10 protein-coding genes are annotated in these 16,315 nt (G+C 42.9%); 7 read left to right on the top strand and 3 right to left on the bottom strand.

The window, feature by feature from the left end; translation table 11 throughout:
* The first annotated feature begins 79 nt into the window (after positions 1 to 79).
* The 4 genes from FG28_RS19245 (at position 80) to nudK (ending at position 3,985) form a co-directional block, all read left to right on the top strand.
* Positions 80 to 880, top strand: coding sequence for a TIGR00266 family protein (locus FG28_RS19245; RefSeq protein WP_036385686.1), 801 nt, complete (start codon positions 80 to 82; stop codon positions 878 to 880).
* Positions 881 to 1,014: 134 nt separating this feature from the next.
* Positions 1,015 to 2,715 (top strand): GMC oxidoreductase, encoded by a 1,701-nt coding sequence (locus FG28_RS19240; RefSeq protein ID WP_036385684.1) that lies wholly within the window; start codon positions 1,015 to 1,017, stop codon positions 2,713 to 2,715.
* Positions 2,716 to 2,717: 2 nt separating this feature from the next.
* Positions 2,718 to 3,311, top strand: a complete 594-nt coding sequence (locus tag FG28_RS19235; RefSeq protein ID WP_036385682.1) for a gluconate 2-dehydrogenase subunit 3 family protein — start codon at positions 2,718 to 2,720, stop codon at positions 3,309 to 3,311.
* Positions 3,312 to 3,397: 86 nt separating this feature from the next.
* The gene (gene nudK, locus FG28_RS19230; RefSeq protein WP_036385680.1) at positions 3,398 to 3,985 is read left to right on the top strand and encodes a GDP-mannose pyrophosphatase NudK; all 588 of its coding nucleotides are present in this window, start codon (positions 3,398 to 3,400) and stop codon (positions 3,983 to 3,985) included.
* Here the strand turns inward: nudK and FG28_RS19225 are convergent.
* Entirely contained in the window at positions 3,979 to 5,220 is a 1,242-nt protein-coding gene (locus FG28_RS19225; RefSeq protein WP_036385678.1) for a D-alanyl-D-alanine carboxypeptidase/D-alanyl-D-alanine-endopeptidase, read from the bottom strand. The genes nudK and FG28_RS19225 overlap by 7 nt on opposite strands.
* Before the next feature lie 388 nt (positions 5,221 to 5,608).
* A complete protein-coding gene (locus tag FG28_RS19215) occupies positions 5,609 to 6,550 on the bottom strand; it encodes a LysR substrate-binding domain-containing protein (RefSeq protein ID WP_036385674.1) in 942 nt (313 codons plus the stop codon).
* Between the two features lie 127 nt (positions 6,551 to 6,677).
* Between FG28_RS19215 and FG28_RS20330 the strand changes: the two genes are divergently transcribed.
* The 3 genes from FG28_RS20330 to FG28_RS19200 all read left to right on the top strand — a co-directional run bounded on the left by FG28_RS20330 (position 6,678) and on the right by FG28_RS19200 (position 12,771).
* Positions 6,678 to 8,531 (top strand): sigma 54-interacting transcriptional regulator, encoded by a 1,854-nt coding sequence (locus tag FG28_RS20330; protein WP_051947501.1) that lies wholly within the window; start codon positions 6,678 to 6,680, stop codon positions 8,529 to 8,531.
* Positions 8,532 to 8,709: 178 nt separating this feature from the next.
* Positions 8,710 to 9,261: an OsmC family protein gene (locus FG28_RS19205; RefSeq protein WP_036385672.1), complete on the top strand. Its 552-nt coding sequence runs from the start codon at positions 8,710 to 8,712 to the stop codon at positions 9,259 to 9,261.
* Between the two features lie 81 nt (positions 9,262 to 9,342).
* Positions 9,343 to 12,771 (top strand): 4Fe-4S binding protein, encoded by a 3,429-nt coding sequence (locus FG28_RS19200; RefSeq protein WP_051947499.1) that lies wholly within the window; start codon positions 9,343 to 9,345, stop codon positions 12,769 to 12,771.
* A 4-nt stretch (positions 12,772 to 12,775) separates the two neighbouring features.
* Here FG28_RS19200 and FG28_RS20325 read toward each other — a convergent pair whose 3' ends face one another.
* Positions 12,776 to 16,159, bottom strand: a complete 3,384-nt coding sequence (locus FG28_RS20325) for a tetratricopeptide repeat protein (protein WP_197062635.1) — start codon at positions 16,157 to 16,159, stop codon at positions 12,776 to 12,778.
* Positions 16,160 to 16,315: the final 156 nt, after the last annotated feature.

Here is a 16,315-nt window from a genome sequence, read left to right as displayed (position 1 = left end):
AAACCCCAAACAAATCAACAGATAAATAGAGTAACAAAATATCCAGTCAAGCTGGGTATACATAAAAAACAATCAAAAAATGAACGCACACGAAATAGACTACCACATTTACGGCGAGGAAATGCAATATGTGGAGATAGAACTGGACCCGCAAGAGGCCGTTGTGGCCGAGGCCGGTAGTTTTATGATGATGGATACCGATATTAAAATGGATACCATCTTTGGAGATGGATCCAATCAAGATTCTGGGGTATTGGGGAAGCTCTTTTCGGCAGGTAAACGCTTGCTTACGGGAGAAAGCCTCTTTATGACCGCTTTCCTCAATGTTGGACACGGCAAAAAACAGGTAAGTTTTGCTTCACCCTATCCCGGTAAGATCATTCCTATTGACCTTTCTGAAAAAGGCGGAAAGTTCATCTGCCAAAAAGATGCCTTTTTATGTGCCGCAAAAGGTGTTTCCGTGGGTATTGAATTCTCCAAACGTTTGGGTCGAGGCTTTTTCGGTGGTGAGGGCTTTATTATGCAAAAACTGGAAGGCGATGGTATGGCCTTTGTCCATGCAGGTGGTACCATGGCCAAAAAGACATTGGCCGCCGGAGAGACCTTAAAAGTGGATACGGGATGTATTATTGGATTTTCACAAACCGTGGATTATGACATTGAGTTTGTAGGTGGAATTCGCAATACCGTTTTTGGTGGTGAAGGATTGTTCTTTGCGACGCTAAGAGGTCCCGGTACTGTGTATATCCAATCCCTGCCCTTTAGCCGATTGGCCAGTAGAGTATGGGCGGCTGCCCCAAAAGGTGGTGGAAAAGATAAGGGTGAAGGCAGTATTTTAGGCGGTATTGGCGATTTGTTGGATGGCGATAATAGATTTTAAGTCTCAAAACGCTCAACGTACAAAATCACTTTTTCGCTCAAAGAAGTTAAAAATGTATGCAATACACAATTCTTTTGTCCTAAAAGCTATTAATAGCTATATTGATTGAAAATTAACTTTCATCAAACATATTAATGGCAAATTTTAATATCGACGCCAAGAAGGACGTTACCTATGACGCCATTGTCATTGGATCGGGAATCAGTGGTGGATGGGCGGCAAAGGAATTGTGTGAAAAAGGGTTGAAGACCTTGGTGCTTGAACGCGGAAAGATTGTGGAACACGTGGTGGATTATCCCACGATGAACCTGGATCCATGGGACATGGAACTTCGCGGTGGACTCACCCCTGAACAAAAGGAAAAACACTACAAGGCCATCCGATCTGGATGGATTGGAACGGACACCGAGCATTTTTGGGCCGATGATGAAGCCAACCCCTATACCGAAGAAAAACCTTTTCTGTGGCTTCGCGGTCATCAAATGGGGGGTAAATCCCTTTTGTGGGGAAAACAGACCTACCGTTGGAGCGATTTGGATTTTGAGGCCAACGCCAAAGATGGTCACGGAGTGGATTGGCCCATTCGCTATAAAGATATTGAGCCGTGGTACACCTATGTGGAAAAGTTTGCGGGAATAAGTGGTGAGGCTTTGGGACTTCCCCAACTACCTGACAGCCATTTTCTTCCGCCCATGGAGCTCAACTGTGTTGAAAAGCACATTAAATCCAGAATAGAAAAGCAGTTTAAAGGTAGAAATATGACTATCGGCAGGGTGGCGCACCTTACCCAGCCCCACAACGGGAGAGGGCAATGTCAGTACAGAAACAGGTGTAGTAGGGGCTGTCCCTTTGGGGCGTATTTTAGCAGTAACTCTACCACTTTACCCGCAGCAAATGCCACTGGAAATTTGACGATTAGGCCGTTTTCCATTGTGCAATCCGTGATTTACGATGATCAAAAAGGAAAGGCCACCGGAGTTCGCATCATTGATGCGGAGACCAATGAGGACATTGAGTATTCTGCCAAGATAATTTTTGTAAATGCCTCGGCACTGAGCACAACACAAATCCTGATGAATTCCAAATCCAATCGATTTGAAAATGGTCTGGGGAATGACAGTGGGGAATTGGGACACAATCTTATGGACCATACCTATAGGGTGGGTGCTCTTGGAAAAGTTGAGGGTTTTGATGATAAATATTACAAAGGTCGAAGACCCAATGGTATTTATATCCCCCGGTATGTCAATATTGACGAAGCATCAAAATCGGATAAATTCGTGCGCGGATTTGGCTACCAAGGTGGAGCTCATCGCGGTGGAAACGCTGCCAATACAGAATCGTTTGGAGCTGAATACAAGGACAGCATTTTAAAACCGGGTCCATGGGAGTTTTTTATTACCGGATTTGCGGAGTGTTTGCCGTATCACGAAAACAAGATTACCCTAAATACCGATGTTTTGGACAAATGGGGGCAGCCCACCTTGACCATCGATGCTGAATTTAAGGAGAACGAAAAAGCCTTGAACAAACAGATCCAAGAAGATGCCGTTGAGATGCTTGAAGCGACAGGCGTTAAGGATGTTTTAGGTTTCGACAACGAACATCCACCAGGGTATGGCGTGCATGAGATGGGTACGGCTCGCATGGGCAGGGATCCTAAAACATCGGTGTTGAACGGATTCAACCAAGTGCATGCGGCCAAAAACGTATTTGTCACCGATGGAGCCTGTATGACGTCGTCATCCTGTGTAAACCCGTCACTGACCTATATGGCCCTTACGGCCAGAGCGGCAGACCATGCCGTTTCTGAACTCAAAAAACAAAATCTATAAAGATGGATAGGAGAAAAGCATTACAAAAAACCGGACTGTTGGCAGGGGCTACCCTTATGATGCCCACCATGCTGTCCATTTTGCAATCGTGTAAGGAGGAAAAACGTCTGGATTGGCAACCGGAGTTTTTCACTGAGGATGAGGCGAAAACCGTTTCACTTTTGGTGGACATGATTCTGCCCCGCACCGATACCCCAGGAGCGCTGGATGTAAAATCGGACATCTTCATGGACAAGGTCATTGCAAGAACCTACGATGCCGAAGGCCGGGAACACATGCGGTCTGAAATTGCAGCTTTTAATGCCGATTGTGAGGAGAAATACGGTGCTGTTTTCATCGATTTGAGCGAAAGTGATAGAATTGCTGTCTTGAAAAAAGCTGAGGCAGATTCAGGGAAATTCAATCCCGGGGTTTGGGGAACTGCAGTAGGTGAACAGGAACCTATTGGATTTTATAGAGGATTAAAATCCATGGCCATTTGGGCTTTTTTTACTTCCGAGGAAATAGGGGAAAACGTACTGAGCTATGACCCCATACCGGGAAATTATGAACCGTGCAAACCGGTTTCGGAAGTTGGAAATCGATGGAGTCTCTAGCCTTCAATAAATAAGAAAACTAATAATGGACCATGTTTCTATTCATAAATAAAGAGGCATGGTTTTTTTGATTAAAAAATCGACCATTGGAAAACCATCATATCAAAAACATTAAAAAGGAACTGCTTTCTGATAATTGGTATACGCTGAATAAGTTTACCTATGAGTATTTGCGTCCTGATGGCACCTGGGAAACCCAACATCGTGAAGCCTATGACCGCGGTAATGGTGCCGCCATTCTGCTATACAACGCAAAAAAGGGAACAGTAATATTAACCTGTCAGTTTCGGATGCCCACTTATGTTAATGGAAATGAAGATGGAATGATGATTGAAGTCTGTGCCGGACTTTTGGAGAAAGGCAATGCGGAGGAAACCATTAAAATGGAAGTGGAGGAAGAAACAGGCTATAAAATTGATGAGGTAAAAAAAGTCTTTGAAGCCTATATGTCACCAGGTTCAGTAACCGAAATCCTTTATTTTTTTACCGGGAAGTACGAAGATGCCATGAAGATAAGCGAAGGGGGCGGTGCCGAGGATGAAACAGAAAACATTGAGGTGCTGGAAGTGAAATTTCAGGAGGCTCTTAATATGATGAAAACTGGAGAAATCCGGGACGCCAAGACCATTATGCTGCTACAGTACGCCCAAATCAATAAGCTGTTGGGTCAATAGCTGTTGTAAAGCGTCTTGAGTGTACTGTAAATGGTATTTCGTATATCTGAACTGGGAACTTTAAAATGGTTGTTCATAAAACTAAAAATGAGCCATTTTCCCGATTTGGTTTTGAGATAGCCGCTTAGGTTGTAAGTATTCCCCAAAGAACCAGACTTTGCAAAAATGAAGGGTTCAATGGTTGGGTCAGACCAGGCTTTCACTGTTCCGGATGCATCCCACATGGGAAAAATGGCAAATAAGCGTTCTTCAGGCATTTCATCAAATAATTTTTGAAGGATTTGCACAAAAGACATTGGCGTAAAGAGATTATATCGGGATAAACCGGAACCATCCACCCATCGGGGAGGTTGTTCCAAATCACTTAAATCATTTTCGAGCATATAATCAATCGTTTTTTTGGTGCTTAAGGTATCAGATAGTGTTGAGGAAGCCACCATCAACAATTGCTCTGCCAAAAAATTATCACTTTCAAAAAGCATGTCCTTATAAATGGAATCCGTTTCCATGCCATAAAGCGTCCTTTTTTCCACATTTGGAAAATGGTCTGTTAGGACAACTTTAGTCCGTAACACATTTTCCAATAGGTCTTTTGTAAGGGAATCGTTGGTTATAAACGGTATTTCCAAAGTGTCCTGTTCTGTTGGGGAAATATAAAAATGGTTTTGCAGTTCATCCCTCCTTAAAGTGGTATCCTTTATTTCAACTTTGTCTGTAAAATACTGTGGAGAAACGCTTTTTCCATTAACATTGGACAGGGTTACTACATTGCCAAAGAGGGGAAGCGTACTTTTTTCTGGAGAGAAATAAGCATCATAATCCTCCCAGGCCCAACCGGGTCCAAACCTAGACTCTTTGGAATTTTTGGTAAACACTGCCAATGAGCCTTGTTTTTTAAGCCACTGAATAGCGGTACTGTCCGCCAAGCGGGGGTGGAACCATGATGGGTCTCCAGTACCTTCTATATATAAGGTATCATTATATACGCCATATTTTAATGTAGGTATGTTTTTGGGTAATAATCTGGCCGAGGTATAAAATGTGGCAATCTTGGTATTGCTGGCCGGCGTAAAATACCGATCACCATTGTGTTCAAAAACTGTTTTTTTTGCTTTGACATCCATGACAACCAACCCGTGAAAAGAATTTTTTAAAGCTTCATTCTGAATTTGGTTGTTTAAAGTTGTACGTACAGAGGAACATCCAAAAAGTAAGAAAAGTCCTGCTATAACCATGATTGTCAGGAATTTAAATTTCTGGAAGAGAGGCAGGTACATGGCGTGTTTTATCGAATTTAACACGAAATTATTTAATTTTTAACTGCCATCATGATCATCCAAACAAGTTTTTTGCTAAATTAGATGCACAACCACTTAATCAATTTAATCAAATTTCTATGCCCAGAGCAATGTTAGATTACACCAAGACAATCTTACAAAAGGTTAGTTTTGATGCTAGACTCTTCGCCAAAGAATTGAAAAAAGCTATTTCCTGGTTATTACCTAGTGAAATTGAAGAACTTAAGATCTGGTTACAATTTTATATAGTTGACAAGCCAGAATTACAACCCACATTATTACTATTAAAACCTTAAATAATCAAAGAGCCGCGAAAGCGGCTCTTTTAATTTTTGGCCAGCGGGCTGATGATTTTCACATCCTGAAAGGCGATGGCTCCACGGACAATGCTGGAAATCACTTCCCGTAATGCATCGGTAATCTGAATTTTTAATTCGCTCTTGTGATAGATCAAGCTAATTTCCCTTGCAGGAGAAGGACTTTTAAAAGGTTTAAGGTTTCTTTTTTTGCTGGGATCTAATTGCAAGGTGTTCAGATAAGGGAGCAAGGTCATGCCCATTCCTTCATCGGCAAGACTTACCAAGGTTTCAAAACTTCCACTCTCAATTTTAAACTGTTCGCCCTGAATGTTCTTAGTGGACTTGCATAGATTAATGACCCCATCCCTAAAACAATGCCCATCTTGAAGGAGTAATATGTCATTGACATCCAAATGTTCGGTTGTCAACAATTCTTCCTTCGCTAACCGGTGGTTTTGTGGTACATAGCCCACAAACGGTTCATAATAGAGCGGTCTTTCCTTAATGAATTCTATTTCCAAGGGTGTTGCGGCAATTGCCGCATCCAAATGCCCATCCAAAAGATTTCTGATCAAGGTATCCGTGGATTGCTCCTTAATAATAAGATTGACTTTGGGATACTTTTTAATAAAGGTATTTAAGAACATGGGCAACAATGTGGGCATTACCGTGGGGATGATGCCCAAAGTGTAATCCCCACCAATGAACCCTTTGTCCTGATCCACAATATCTTTTATGCGTTCCGCCTCGGCCACAATATTCTTGGCCTGGTCCACTATTTTTTTGCCCACTTCGGTGATGGTAATCGGTTTTTTGCCTCTGTCAAAAATCAAAACACCAAGCTCATCCTCCAATTTTTGTACTTGCATGCTCAAGGTAGGCTGGGTCACATAACTTTTTTCGGCAGCCAAAGTAAAGTTTTTATACTCCGCAACAGCCAGGACGTATTGTAGTTGGGTAATGGTCATGCACTATAAATTTGAACCATAAAAATATAAAAACCTATCGATTTTATTTATAGAAAAACAAGATAGATGTAAGGACTATTCCATAAATCTTTATATTTATTTTATGCAGAACCTTTGAGCATGTGCAATGACTTCAACCGAACGTAACGAATTGCTGGATTTTCTATCCGAAGTGCCCTTTTTTTCCGAAGTGGAAAAGAGCTCATTGTTGGAACTGAGCAAAACCTCTGAACTTGAGCGGTACATCAAGAACAACCGCATTATTGAAAAAGGTGATGTTGGCGATGCTATGTATGTAATTCTACAGGGGAAAGTAAAAGTACACGACAAGGACCATTCCTATGGCTTTTTGTCTAAGGGGGATTGCTTTGGGGAATATGCGCTAATCGATGAAGAGCCACGTTCAGTATCCGTGACCGCTTTGGAAAATACTACCGTATTAAAGATAACCACTTCCCATTTTTCCAATTTAATGGAGTCGGACAAAGGCTTTGTAAAAGGGATAATGTCTGTACTTATCAAAAGACATCGAGAACTGGATGTCATTCAAGAGCAATTGGCCTCATCCAAAAAGGAGGTGGAACTGGCCAATGCCAAGATGACCGGTCTTATTGATGGTGCTATGGATGCCATTATTATGTTCGATGGGAATTTTAGAATTCTTCTGGCCAATGATTCAGCCAAAGCCATCATGGAGAATGATGAAGTGCTCCAGCGAAATGTCCTGTTCTTTTTGGATGAAGCTGGAGCTGACCTATTGGAGAATTTGGTCAAATCGAAACAGTCCAGCCCGGAGCAAAATAAGAATGCGTACTTGCCCAAAATCATCAAGGTCATTGGCTCCGATGGAAAGGAAACGTTACATGAAGGTACACTGAGCAGTTACGGAGACGAAAATGAAGTGTTTTATACCTTGATTCTTCGCAATATTGATGACCGTTTGATGGCCGAACATAAAATCAGCTCGCTTGAAACACAAACGGAGTACTTGCAGGAAGAAATCAAGGAGCTGACCAACGATCACGGCATTATCGCCCAGCATAAATCCATGAAAAAAGTATTGGACCTGATTGCCCAGGTGGCCCAGACAGAAGCTACCGTACTGATTCACGGGGAAACGGGTACGGGTAAAGAACTGGTGGCACGCGCCATCCATGCCGCCAGCAATAGGAGCAAAGGCCCTTTGATTCGAATCAATTGTGGGGCAATTCCGGCCAATTTAATTGAAAGTGAACTCTTTGGTCATGAAAAAGGAGCCTTTACCGGAGCTACGAGCAGCAGAAAAGGGCGATTTTTATTGGCGGACAAAGGAACTATCTTTTTGGATGAAATTGGGGAATTGCCGTTGGACCTTCAACCCAAATTACTGCGGGTGATTCAGGAAGGGGAATTCGACCCCGTGGGAAGCTCCACCACCCAAAAAGTGGATGTACGGATTATAGCGGCTTCGCACCGAGACTTACTGCAATTCTCAAAAGAAGGAAAATTCCGGGAAGACCTTTATTATCGATTGAATGTATTTCCCATTGAAATTCCGGCCCTAAGAGATCGAGGAAATGATGTTTCCCTTATTGCCGATGCCATGGTGGAACACTTTTCCACCAAACTGAACCGCAAAATAAAAAAACTGACCCAAGAGCAAAAAAAGCTTTTTCAGGAATATGCCTGGCCCGGAAACGTTCGGGAACTCCAAAATTTAGTGGAGCGCGCGGTGATTGTTTCCCAAAATGGGGAGATTGATTGGTCATTCATCATTCCTAATTCCAATCCCAGAGTAGTGGAGGGACATGCCCTTGTTGAACCTGATCATATTTTCACTGCCCAAGAAATGATTCAATTGGAAAAAGAGAACATCCTGAAAGCCTTAAAGCAGACCCGTTGGAAAATTTCAGGAGAAAAAGGTGCCGCGGTACTTTTGGGCATGCCACCCACCACATTGACTTCCAAAATAAAGGCATTGGGCATTGTCCGTCCGGTGTAGTTTCACGAAATCTCGTAATTTTTATAACGAAATCTCGTAAATAAACGAAATCTCGTTATACTTTCCACGCCTTAAAATTATTGTAACTAGTTGATAAAGAATTAATTATGTTTTTTGGCACGCCAAATGCATCTACTATGGCAAATGTTAATCAATTAATCTTTAAAATCTAAAAACAATGATTACAACAGCAAACATTAAAAACGGAGTAAACGTAGATCAGTTGGTAGAAACTATCAACGCAGTACAAGAGAACCCAGCTTTGGCTAATTTCGAGTTCAGGGCAAAGAACAACTGGATTGACGGTGGCCACTGTGTGACCAGTATCCAAGATTACTACGGTGTAGGTCAAGAGCACCCCGTTAGAAAAGACAACTTTACTATGGAAGCTGACCACGTTGAGGTTCTTTTGGGCCAAGATCAAGCACCAAACCCTGCAGAGATCGTTTTGCACGCCCTTGGTTCTTGTTTGACCGGAGCAATGGCTTACCATGCTGCCGCAAACGGTATCGAAATTGAAGGAATGGAGTCCCGATTGAGCGGTGATGTTGACCTTCACGGATTCTTGGGTCTTGACCCAGAAGTTCGCAAAGGATACAACGGTATCACTGTAAAGTTCAAAGTGAAGTCTGATGCTTCTGAAGAGCAATTGAGAGCTTTATCGCAATTCTCTCCAGTATTCGACATGATCACCAACCCAACTCCTGTTACTATCGAGTTCGAAAAGTAAGAGACCTGAAATAAGCCGCTTCCAACTTTTGGGGCGGCTTATTCCTTTTTAGCTCAAACCAACTTTCACACACTTCCACCCATGAAAACACAACAACATATCATTACCAATGCCAATCAGGCCGTTGCGCATATTGCGTATCGTATCAATGATGTGTTTCCCATCTATCCCATTACACCATCTTCGGAAATGGCCGAGTTGGTAGAGGAGTGGAGTGCCCACCAACAAAAAAATATTTTTGGCAATGTTCCTTCCGCATTTGAGATGCAGAGTGAGGCAGGAGTGGCCGGTGCCATGCACGGAGCCCTTCAGACCGGATCATTGACCAGCACTTTTACGGCATCACAAGGCTTGCTACTGATGATGCCCAACATGTATAAAATAGCCGCGGAACTCAGCCCCAATGTCATTCATGTGGCCACCCGTTCCGTCGCCACCCACGCCCTTTCCGTTTTTGGAGACCATAGCGATGTTATGGCTGTACGTAGTACAGGATACGGGATGTTGGCCTCTGCCTCGGTGCAGGAAGCCATGGATTTTGCGTTGATTTCCCAAGCGGCTTCATTGGAATCCCGAATTCCTTTTGTGCACTTCTTCGATGGATTTAGAACTTCCCACGAAGTGTCCAAAATTGAAAACGTAAGCGATGCAACCATCAGTCGTATGCTAAATGCTGACTTGGTGGCAGCCCATCGTAATAGAGCTTTGAATCCCAATGCACCAGTGCTGCGCGGAACTTCGCAAGCCGCTGACGTTTTCTTTCAAAGCAGGGAAGCGGTGAACAGCCATTATGATGCATGCCCAGCCATCGTTCAGCAAAAAATGGACGATTTCGCCAAGCTCACCGGACGCCAATACAAGATTTATGAATATGTAGGTCATCCCGAAGCCCAGCAGGTCATCATCGCTATGGCATCTGCAACGGAGACCATTGAAGAAACCGTACACCATTTGAATGCCCAAGGTGAAAAAGCGGGACTTATAAAGGTTCGATTGTATCGACCTTTTAGTGCGAAGCACTTTATGAATGGTCTTCCAAAAACTTGCAAGGCGATTGCTGTATTGGATCGTACTAAAGAGCCCGGTTCCTCAGGCGAGCCTTTGTTTTTAGATGTGGTGCAAACTGTGGCGCAGAGCAATAGATTCTCCAAGCTTCCCAAAATGGTTGGGGGACGTTATGGTTTGAGTTCCAAAGAATTTACACCCAGCATGGTGAATTCCATTCTGGACAACTTGAAACAGCCAAAACCAAAGAACAATTTTACAGTAGGCATCACGGATGATGTGACTCATCTGAGTCTTTCGGAATCCAAATTGGAATTGCAGCAAAAGGGAACCCAGGCACTTTTTTACGAAATCAAAGGAGACGAAACTGCCGCACATTTCAACAACCTAATCAGGTTGATTGGTAAGAATGACAGCTTTGTACAGGGATACCAAGAATGTGATTATAAAAAATCCAACTCCCGAAGTGTGACCAACCTTCGCATTGCACCTAAACATATTAAGGCACCATACATTATCTCAAATGCTGATTTTATCGGCTGTACTGATGTTGCGTTTTTGGAAAAGGATACCGTTTTGCATCGGGTCAAACAAGAAGGCATTATTGTGGTTCAATCCAAAGAGAATCCAGCCCAATTATGGAACAATCTTTCTTCGGAAACCCAAAAATTGATTCAACAGAAGGATGTTTCCCTATATATAGAGGATGTGAAAAAGTTTAGTCTAGAAAACACCAAGGTCTCTCCACTGCACGCAAGCTTTTTGGCTTTTCACCCCGAAATAGCCGAAAATTCCATGTTCGAGGCGTTCAAAAATCAACTACAGAAAGTAGATACCACCATAAAACCAAATGAAGGTGTTTTATCTGATGATGCAGATTTCTCAAAAACGCTTTTAGGTCAGTTGTTGGTAGGAAAGGGAAATGAAGTGCCCGTAAGTGCCATACCCGTGGATGGAACATATCCCACAAATACATCACAATACAATCAGCGCCTGGTTGCCGAGGAAACTCCAGAATGGTTGCCCGATTTGTGCACCCAATGTGGTGCCTGTAGTATGGCTTGTCCGTCTGGGGCGTTACGCATGAAAGTGTACGATGACCAAACCCTTTTAGAAGCACCATCGACTTGGAAAGCTATAGAAATTGATACCATTCTAGCGGATGTGGATTTACTGAATTACACCATTCAAGTAAATCCTGATCAATGCACTTCGTGCAACGCTTGTATAGATGCATGTCCGGCAAAGGCCTTGGTGATGGGTAAAACCAAAATCGAAAAGGAGCGAAAAAACTGGAACTACTTCGAAACTATTCCAGAAGTGGACCGCCATAGAATTGATAACACCAAGGTAAGTCAGCAACAATTGCAGGAACCCTTGTTCAAATATCCGATGGGTGAGGATGGCTGTGGAGAAGCTCCCTATTTAAAATTGATGTCCCAATTGTTTGGAGATCGCGCATTGGTGGCCAATGCCACGGGAGCCAGTTCCATTTTTGGGGGAGCCCTGCCCACAACGCCATGGGCCCAAAATCAAGAGGGGAGAGGTCCTGCATGGTCCAACTCCCTGTTTGAGGACAATGCCGAATTTGGATTAGGATTTCGATTGTCATTGGACCAGCAGGAAGTTGAAGCCAAGCAATTGCTCCAAAGAGTATCCGCCTTCGTTGGTGACCGAATGATTCAGGATATTTTGAATGCGAAGCAAACCACGGAGCATGAAATCAACGAACAACGGAATCGCGTAGAAACATTAAAGTCTTTGTTGGAGAAAGTTAAAATGCCAGAGGCTCGCAAATTGGCTCGAATAGCCGATGGTCTAGTGAAGAAAAGCGTATGGATTGTTGGTGGTGATGGTTGGGCCTATGATATTGGTTACGGTGGATTGGACCACGTGTTGGCATCAGGGAAAAACGTCAATATTTTGGTATTGGACAATGAGGTCTACTCCAATACAGGGAACCAAATGTCCAAAGCTACACCTTATGGTGCTTCCGCAAAATTTGCCGCTACTGGAAAACGGAAACAGAAAAAAGACTTGGGTGCTTTGGCCATGCACTACAATGATGTGTATGTGGCTTCGGTGGCTATGGGTGCCGACCAGGAACAAACCTTAAAGGCATTTGTCGAGGCCGAATCGCATGACGGTCCTTCCTTGATCATTGGCTATTGTCATAGTCCGGCGCACGGTATCGATATGAAAAGCCCATCAAAGTATCATAAAATGGCGGTGGTATCGGGACAGTGGTTGTTGTATCGGAACGACCCTAAAAGGGCGATAAGTGGATTGCCAACTCTGCAGTTGGATTCTGAGGTGCCAAGCATTGGAATAGAACGGTATTTGCAGCTGGAAAATCGGTTTAAGCATGTTTTTGAAAATGGTGAGGAAAATTCGTGGGAAATGGTTCAGGATGCCCAAAAAAATGTGGACAAGCGTTTTGAAAAATATCAGGGTATGGCATCACCGATTAGCTTGGGAATGAGCTTGGAGGAACAGTTGAATTAACGAGTTACTTTTCGTGCATTACGGTACCCGATTTCCAATCTTCTGGAGGTCCTAAAACGGCATATTTACGTGCCATATCATGAAAATAGTGCGCTACGGAATCTCCGGGGTTTTTATATAAGACCCATTCAAAAGCAGTGGAAGCCTCATTGAACTGGCTATCAAAAAAGAGCTCTATTCCCTGGTCATAATGCGTTTTGGTTTCTAGCTTCAAAGAAATACTCTCAATGCTGTCACCATCAATGCATTCATAAATTTCCAAGGCCTTTTGCTTGCCTTTGACCCTTACTTTTCCAAGATATCTAAAATTGAAACCGGATGGGTCAGTCATCAATTCCAAACTATCCCCACTAATAATGATATTGGTACCAAAATGCTTGGTCATTCCTTCCACCCGGGCGGCGCTATTGACAGTGTCAGCGATGACCGCGGGATCATTTCTCTTGGTATCCCCAATAATTCCCATGATCAATGGGCCAGTATGCAATCCAATGCCCACCGATAAGGGTTTGTATCCTTTTTCTTCAACCCGTCTTTTGTTGTAAAGGGATAGGGTTCGTTGCATTTCTATGGCCGCATCCAAGGCATTTTCTGGATTTTTTGGAAACAGGGCCATGATGCCATCACCCATATACTGGTTCACAAACCCGTTATTTTCTTTGATGACGGGCCCCATACGACCTACGTATGCATTGACAAATTTAAAGTTTTGCTCGGGAGTCATGCCTTCCGCCAATGAGGTATAATCCCTGATATCGGAAAACAAGACTGTAACGTTTTTTTCGGTGTAATCTCCCAATTTGATGTCGGTTATGGACTCTTTTCCTACCGATTTTACAAATTCGGAAGGCACAAAACGGGAAGTAGCCTTATGAATGGTGTTGAGATTAAGGTGTGTTCTGATGCGACTCAACAGCTCTCCTTTAGAGAAAGGTTTGGTAAGGTAGTCGTTGGCACCAGAATTAAACCCAGTGACCAAATCGTTTACGGTGTTTTTGGCCGTCAAAAGTATAATGGGTAGATCACTTGTGGAATACTGCTCTCTGATTTTCTCGCAAACTTCATATCCAGACATTCCAGGCATCATAATATCCAGTAAGATCATACTCAAATCTGAATCCTCGCCTATCAATTTTAGTGCCTCTTTGCCATTATTGGCTTCCACAATGTGGTATCCGGCCATGCTCAAATGGTTTTCCAATACCCTACGGTTCACAGGTTCATCATCCACGATAAGGATTTTGGGAGCTTCTTCGGAAAGTTTGGGTTTTTCCTTGGGGATCACTTGAACAGGAGTGCTGCTACTTACAGCTTGAACAGAAGCCAAGGGTTGCGGCACTTTCATCTTTACGTCTTTTCGGGTTTTATCACTTAATGGAAGCGTGAAAGTGAAAATTGAACCTTTGTTTTTTTCTGATGAAACCGAAATGGTTCCCCCATGAAGCTCCACGAGTTGTTTGGTCACCGAAAGGCCAAGACCTGTTCCGCCATATTCCCGTTGCACAGAACCGTCACCTTGCTCAAATGAATTGAATATGTCATCAATTTTATCCACGGGAATTCCAATTCCAGTGTCAGAAATGGAAATGGAGAGCATATCCTCCTTAACTTCAGCAAACAGACTGATGTACCCTTTTTCGGTAAACTTGATGGCATTGCCCACCAGATTGTGCATGATTTGTTGCAGCCGGTTCTCGTCCGCTTCCACCAAAGGAACGTTTTTGGGAATGGAATTGATGAACTTGAGCTGTTTGTCCTTCAGCAAAGGTTGGGACAGGCGCAATACGATATTGGAAACAGCGTACATATCCAATGGCGCTTTGGAGAGCACAAGATCTCGATTCCTCAACTTTGAAAAATCGAGGATATCATTCACCAAATGGGAAAGGCGTTTGCCACTGTTGGCAATCATCTCCAAGTTTTCCAGTGCTTCTTTGGGCAGTTTTCCTGCTACGCCATCCTGCAAGGATTCCGTTAGCCCCACAATACCAACCAAAGGTGTACGCAGTTCGTGAGAGGTATTGGCGAGGAACTCATCTTTGAGTTTGTCAATTTTTTGGAGTTCGGCCACTCGTTGTTTTTCCAACTCCGTACGTTTTCTTTCCTCTAAAACAGCCCTTTTCTTTTCTTCTTCGGCCTGTTTGGCGCGTTGCACTTGTTTATATCGATTGAAGGCAAACCAAAGAAAGAGTAGAGCGGCGGCGGCGATACCAATGATTATATTTCGTAAGGTTTTTTGTTGGTTCAGCCTTAAGGTGTTGATTTCGGCGTCTTTTTGGAGGGAGGCTATGGCATCCTGCTTCTTTTCGGTATCAAAACGCACTTGGAGTTCTTCAATTTGTTTGGACTTTTCTACATTGAAAAGACTATCTTTTATGGAAATAAATTGGTTTTTGAAGGTCAGGGCTTTTTCAAAATCACCCGTTCCCTCATAAATTGAGGATAAGACTCTGTAATTTTCTTGAAGCTGTTCCCTAGCTCCAATATCCTCTGCAATGGCAATAGCTGAATTGATGTTTGCTTCGGCCTGGGCATAATTTTGCATTCCAAGATAAATAGTACCTATTTGGGTGTAGCTCATGGACAGTTCCAAACGTTGCCCTAATTTTTCCCGAAGTGCCAAGGCCCTTTTATGATAATCCAAAGCTTGTGGGTATTGTTTCAAATATCCATAGACCTTGCCCAATGCTTCATAATCGAATGCAATTCCCCAATCGCTTCGGGTCTCTTCATCTAATACAAGTGCTTCTTTGAAATATTGAACGGCAAGATTATAATCTTTTTGCAACATATAGGTATCGCCAATATTGAACAAACAATTGGCTATTTCGGTTTTATGGTCCAAAGTCTTGAAGATTTCCAGAGCCGTTTGATAGCTCTCCATGGCTTCGGATGTTTTCCCAGTCTTTTTTAAGATCTCTCCCAAAGCATTCAGGGTAGTGGCAATGCTGAAGGTGTCCTCATGCTCTTCGTAGATTTTAAGGATATCATAATAGATTTTTAGACTCTCGTCATAATTGCCCAAATTGTCCAGAATGATAGCTTTTTGGTACAATCCGTTGGCCACTGCGAAGGGTTCCTTTTTGGTTTGGTCAAAGTTCAGATAACTATCAATATAGGTCAATGCTTCACTATAGTTTCCTTTTTGTCGTTCAAGAACGGCATACTGATAATCTGCCATGGAAAGCCCCCAAGGCATATTAGCTTTTTTACTAATGGAAAGGAAGCTATCAATATGCTTTTTGGCCAATTCAGCATTGCTGCGATTATTTAGATATTCCCAGGCTATATCCTTTAGGATTCTAATTTTTAACGAATCTGATGTCAGGGTTGGATATACTTGTTGAAGGCTGTCTATGCGACCTGTTTGACCCTGCAATGTGTTCACAACAATGCATAGAAAAATCACTATGGAGGCTGACCGTTTGATGATTCTGGTTTTAGGTTGATGTACAGCAACTTAAATGTAGTGCATTAAAGTGTTATCCACAAAAAAAGAAACCCGCACAAGCGGGCTTTTTACTACGTTTTTTCTTCAATAAAA

The organism is Muricauda sp. MAR_2010_75, assembly GCF_000745185.1.
Classification (GTDB): Bacteria; Bacteroidota; Bacteroidia; order Flavobacteriales; family Flavobacteriaceae; genus Flagellimonas.
Note: the sequence above shows the minus strand (reverse complement) of the source record. Positions and strands in the feature narration are given on the sequence as shown.